The organism is uncultured Agrococcus sp. (assembly GCF_945915485.1).
GTDB lineage: Bacteria > Actinomycetota > Actinomycetes > Actinomycetales > Microbacteriaceae > Agrococcus.
The window spans coordinates 1-4,060 of sequence record NZ_CAMEFJ010000137.1 but is presented as its reverse complement, the minus strand read 5'-3'; the positions used below and the strand labels follow the sequence as shown (position 1 = coordinate 4,060).

Sequence of the window (4,060 nt, the reverse complement as noted above, 5' to 3'; positions counted from 1 at the left end):
ACGATCGCGAGTTCCGCGAAGCGGCGGCCGCTGCGAAACAGCGCAAATCCGAGCGGAAGGGAGAAGCAGCATGACTTCCAGTGTTTTCGTTCAGCCGGGAGGCGGCGGTTGGGGCAAGGGGCTCACGATCACGCCGCACGACGGCAAAGACGTCATCCTCTCGGTGACCGGTGGCGGAATCCATCCCGTCGCAGCACGCATCGCGGAACTGCTCGGCGTCGAAGCCGTTGACGGCTTCAACAACAGCGTTCCAGAGGAGCGGATCCTTGCCGCAGTCATCAACTGCGGTGGAACGGCCAGGATCGGCGTCTATCCGAAGAAGAAGATTCTTACGGTCGACGTCTTCCCCGGTGAGCCCTCCGGCCCACTTGCTCAGTTCATCACGGAGGACCTGTTCGTTTCGGCCGTGTCTACGGATGACGTGCAGATCACCGACCGGGAGACCGTGCCGGCGAACGCATCCGCTCAGACCGCGGAAGCGGAGTCCGGGGGCTCTTCGAACGCCGATCGTATTGCTGCGGCGAAGGCGCGTGCCGCCGAAGAGGCTCCTTCGGGCTTCCTTGGCACGTTCTCGAAAGTCGTGGTCGGCTTCGGCAGCGTTGTCGGTGGAATCATCAACACGCTGCTGTCATCCGGTAGGCAGACGATCCAATTGGTGCTGCAGACCATCCTGCCGTTCATGGCGTACGTGTGTCTGCTGATCGGCTTCGTGACCTACACCGGCCTCTCCGACTTGATCGCTCAGGGTGTGACGCCGCTTGCGGCGAACCCCATCGGGCTTGTCGCGCTCGGCATCATTACCGGATTGCCGTTCCTGTCGCCGATCTTGGGCCCGGGAGCCGCGATCGCGCAGGTGGTCGGTGTGCTGATGGGAACGCAGATCGCGGCGGGGGCGCTGCCCGTGTCCTACGCGCTGCCCGCGCTGTTCGCGATCAACGGCCAGGTGGGTTGTGACTTCGTGCCGGTTGGTCTCGCGCTGGGCGAGGCGAAAGCCGAGACCGTCAAGGTGGGTGTTCCCGCCGTGTTGTTCTCGCGCTTGATCACGTCGCCGATCGCCGTGCTCATCGCATGGGGAGCCAGCTTCCTGCTGGTCTAGGAGATAAAGGATGCAAATGGGTGAATATTTCACGTCGACGGTGACGAGTATCGGTAAGGATGCCGCGGACATGTTCGAGGCCGGTGTGGTCATTCTGTTCGGGGCACCCTGCCCCGATGCGCTGGCCGAGGTGAGTGTCGTGCACGAGGGCTGGTCTGAAGATGCGCGTGACCCCAGGCCCGGCGACACCATCGCTATCGGCGAGAAGGAGGCGACGGTGACCGGAGTCGGTGAGATTGCGGGTGAGAATCTTCGGACACTCGGTCACATCGTCGTATACCTCGACCCGGATCAGAACCTGCTTCCCGGTGCGGTTGTCGCTGAGGGTTCGCTTGGTTCACCGACGGCCGGAGACCGAATCTCGCTGCGGAGCGCGTAATGGACTGGGGGTTCGCGCTCATACTGATAGGCGCTCTCGGCCTGGTTGGGCTCACGAGCGTGTTTCAGTACCGCAGGATGCTCGCAGACATCGAATCGATGCGGGTCGCCCATGCCGACCGGAAAGGAGCGTTTCTTGTCTCGGGTCGGCACAAGGGTTTCATTCGCGGTGCCGTGGTTGCTCTGGTGATCGACGGGCACGATGAGCGCATCGTCGAGGCGAGGGCCATGCGGGGGATCTCCGCGCTCTCACGGCTGCGGAGGCGCGAAAGCCTTGAAGGAAACCTGGGGTCTGTGGCGTTTCGCGAATCCGACGCGGCCGTAGTGAAGGCGGTGGAAGCCGCCGAAGCAGAGTTTCGTCGTCTGCAAGCGCAGCGCAAGCGCGCACCACGCAAGCGAGGCTAGCCAAAGGAACGCACTTGCGGCATACTAAAATGCAATAAGGTGCAGATGATTTGCACATATGTGAGGAGAATTAGTGGGTTACACGAGGAAGCTCCTGGAACGACAGGAGCGGACCGGTCGGCCGGTCAGAGTAGGCCTCGTCGGCGCGGGCCAAATGGGATCGGGCTTCGTTGCGCAGCTCGCACGGCAAACGGGGGTCACGGTCAGCGTCGTGGCCGATGTCGCGATTGATCGTGCGGAGACTGCGCTGACCAACGCAGGCATACAAGACGTCACCGTCGGGGGAGAGGTCTCGGCGCTGGCCGAGATCATCGAAGCGGGCGGCCACGCTGCCGTAGGGGACATCGATGTGCTGACCGCCCTCCCCGTCGATATCGTCGTCGAGTGCTCCGGCGTGCCCGAGGTCGCGACGCGAGTGGCGCTATCGGCGCTCACCGCCGGCAAGGACGTCGCTCTTATGACGGTCGAGGCTGACGTCACGGTTGGCCTTGCACTCGCGAAGCTCGCTGAGGCTGAAGGGCGCATCTACACGGTGTGTCGAGGCGACGAGCCGGTCGAGTGCCTCAAGCTCATCGAGTTCGCAGAAGACCTCGGGCTCGAGGTCGTCATGGCGGGCAAGGGCAAGAACAACCCGCTGCGTCAGGGCGATACACCTGACGACCTCGTCGATGAGGCGGCGGCCAAGGGGATGAACCCGAAGATGCTCTGCTCCTTCGTCGATGGCACCAAGACCATGATCGAGATGGCTGCGCTCGCCAATGCGGCCGACTTGGAGCTCACACAGCGATCGATGATCGGCCCGGAGGCGACCGTCGAGACGCTTGCCGAGGTGTTCAGCCCGCAGGAAGCAGGCGGTCTTCTGGACCGGACCGGAGTCGTCGACTACTGCACGGGCGATGTCGCCCCCGGCGTATTCGTGATCGTCAGGTCGGACAGCGAGGTCGTGCGCGAGGAACTGCGCTATCTGAAGCTCGGTGAGGGCCCGTACTTCGCGCTCTACCGCCCCTACCACCTCGCGAGCATCGAAGCCCCGTTGTCCATCGCCGAGGCGGTCATTGATGGTGATGCTTCGCTGCAGCCCGTCGCATGGCGCGCCGAGGTCACGGCGATCGCGAAGCGCACTCTGCATGCCGGGGAGCGAATCGACGGTATCGGGGGCTTCACCGTTTACGGAGATGCGGTGCCTGCGGACGAAGCAGCAGCAACGGGCGAGCTGCCGATCGGTCTTGCGGGGGGCGCGGCGCTCGTGCGCGATGTTGCTCAGGGTGCGCCGGTCCGCTACGAGGATGTCGAACTCGACGCCGCGCAGGTGATCGTTCGTCTGCGCCGCCTGCAGGACGCGATGGTTGACGGAGAACTCGATCTCGACGCCGTACGTGAACTGGTTGAACGGTAGGGAGGCTCACATGGCAACGCAAATCACCGATAACCCCGAACTGGCGGAATCAACACTCGAGACGCTGTGGCGCATCCGCAGATTCGAGGAGGCCGTCGAGGATCTGTACGGTCGGGGCATGATGCACGGCACCATGCACCTCTCGATCGGGCAGGAGGCCGTTCCAGCGGGCGCGACGCTCGCGCTCAGACAGGACGACGCAATCACTTCGACCCACCGTGGCCACGGCCACGCCATCGCGAAGGGCGCGGATCTCACGCGCATGATGGCGGAGCTGCTCGCGAAGGAGTCGGGCTACGCGCGTGGCCGCGGCGGCTCGATGCACATTGCCGATACGAAAACCGGCAACCTCGGCGCCAATGGCATCGTGGCGGGAGGCGTGCCGATCGCCACCGGCGCCGCTCTGTCCGCCCAGATGAGGGGCACCGATCAGGTCGCGCTGTGTTACCACGGTGACGGTGCGATGGGAGAGGGCGCGTGGCATGAGGGTGTTGTGCTCGCTGTCATGTGGCAGCTGCCCGTCGTGTATCTCTGCGAGAACAACCTCTACGGCATGTCCATGTCGTCCAAGCAGGCGTTCAGGCTCGAGCAGCTCTCCGATAGGGCGAAGGGCTACGGCATGCCAGGTGTCGATGTTGACGGCAACGACGTGCAGGCCGTGTACGACGCAGTGGACGAGGCGGTATCGAGAGCGCGAGCCGGTGGTGGGCCTAGCTTCATCGTCGCGAACACCTATCGTTGGCGCGGGCACTCGAAGAGCGACAAGAACCTGTACAGAACTCGTG

At 63.9% G+C, this 4,060-nt stretch carries 5 protein-coding genes; all 5 read left to right on the top strand.

Annotated elements, in window-relative coordinates:
* The first annotated feature begins 70 nt into the window (after positions 1-70).
* The gene (locus tag Q0O95_RS13385; protein WP_293699648.1) at positions 71-1,096 is read left to right on the top strand and encodes a PTS sorbitol transporter subunit IIB; all 1,026 of its coding nucleotides are present in this window, start codon (positions 71-73) and stop codon (positions 1,094-1,096) included.
* Positions 1,097-1,112: 16 nt separating this feature from the next.
* Positions 1,113-1,475, top strand: coding sequence for a PTS glucitol/sorbitol transporter subunit IIA (locus Q0O95_RS13380; protein ID WP_293699633.1), 363 nt, complete (start codon positions 1,113-1,115; stop codon positions 1,473-1,475).
* On the top strand, positions 1,475-1,879 hold the full coding sequence (locus tag Q0O95_RS13375; RefSeq protein WP_293699645.1) for a transcriptional regulator GutM: 405 nt from the start codon (positions 1,475-1,477) through the stop codon (positions 1,877-1,879). The genes Q0O95_RS13380 and Q0O95_RS13375 overlap by 1 nt, the downstream gene beginning before the upstream one ends.
* Before the next feature lie 73 nt (positions 1,880-1,952).
* Positions 1,953-3,275, top strand: coding sequence for an SAF domain-containing protein (locus Q0O95_RS13370; RefSeq protein WP_293699642.1), 1,323 nt, complete (start codon positions 1,953-1,955; stop codon positions 3,273-3,275).
* Positions 3,276-3,285: 10 nt separating this feature from the next.
* On the top strand, positions 3,286-4,060 hold a 775-nt coding region (locus tag Q0O95_RS13365), incomplete at its 3' end, for a thiamine pyrophosphate-dependent dehydrogenase E1 component subunit alpha (RefSeq protein WP_293699639.1).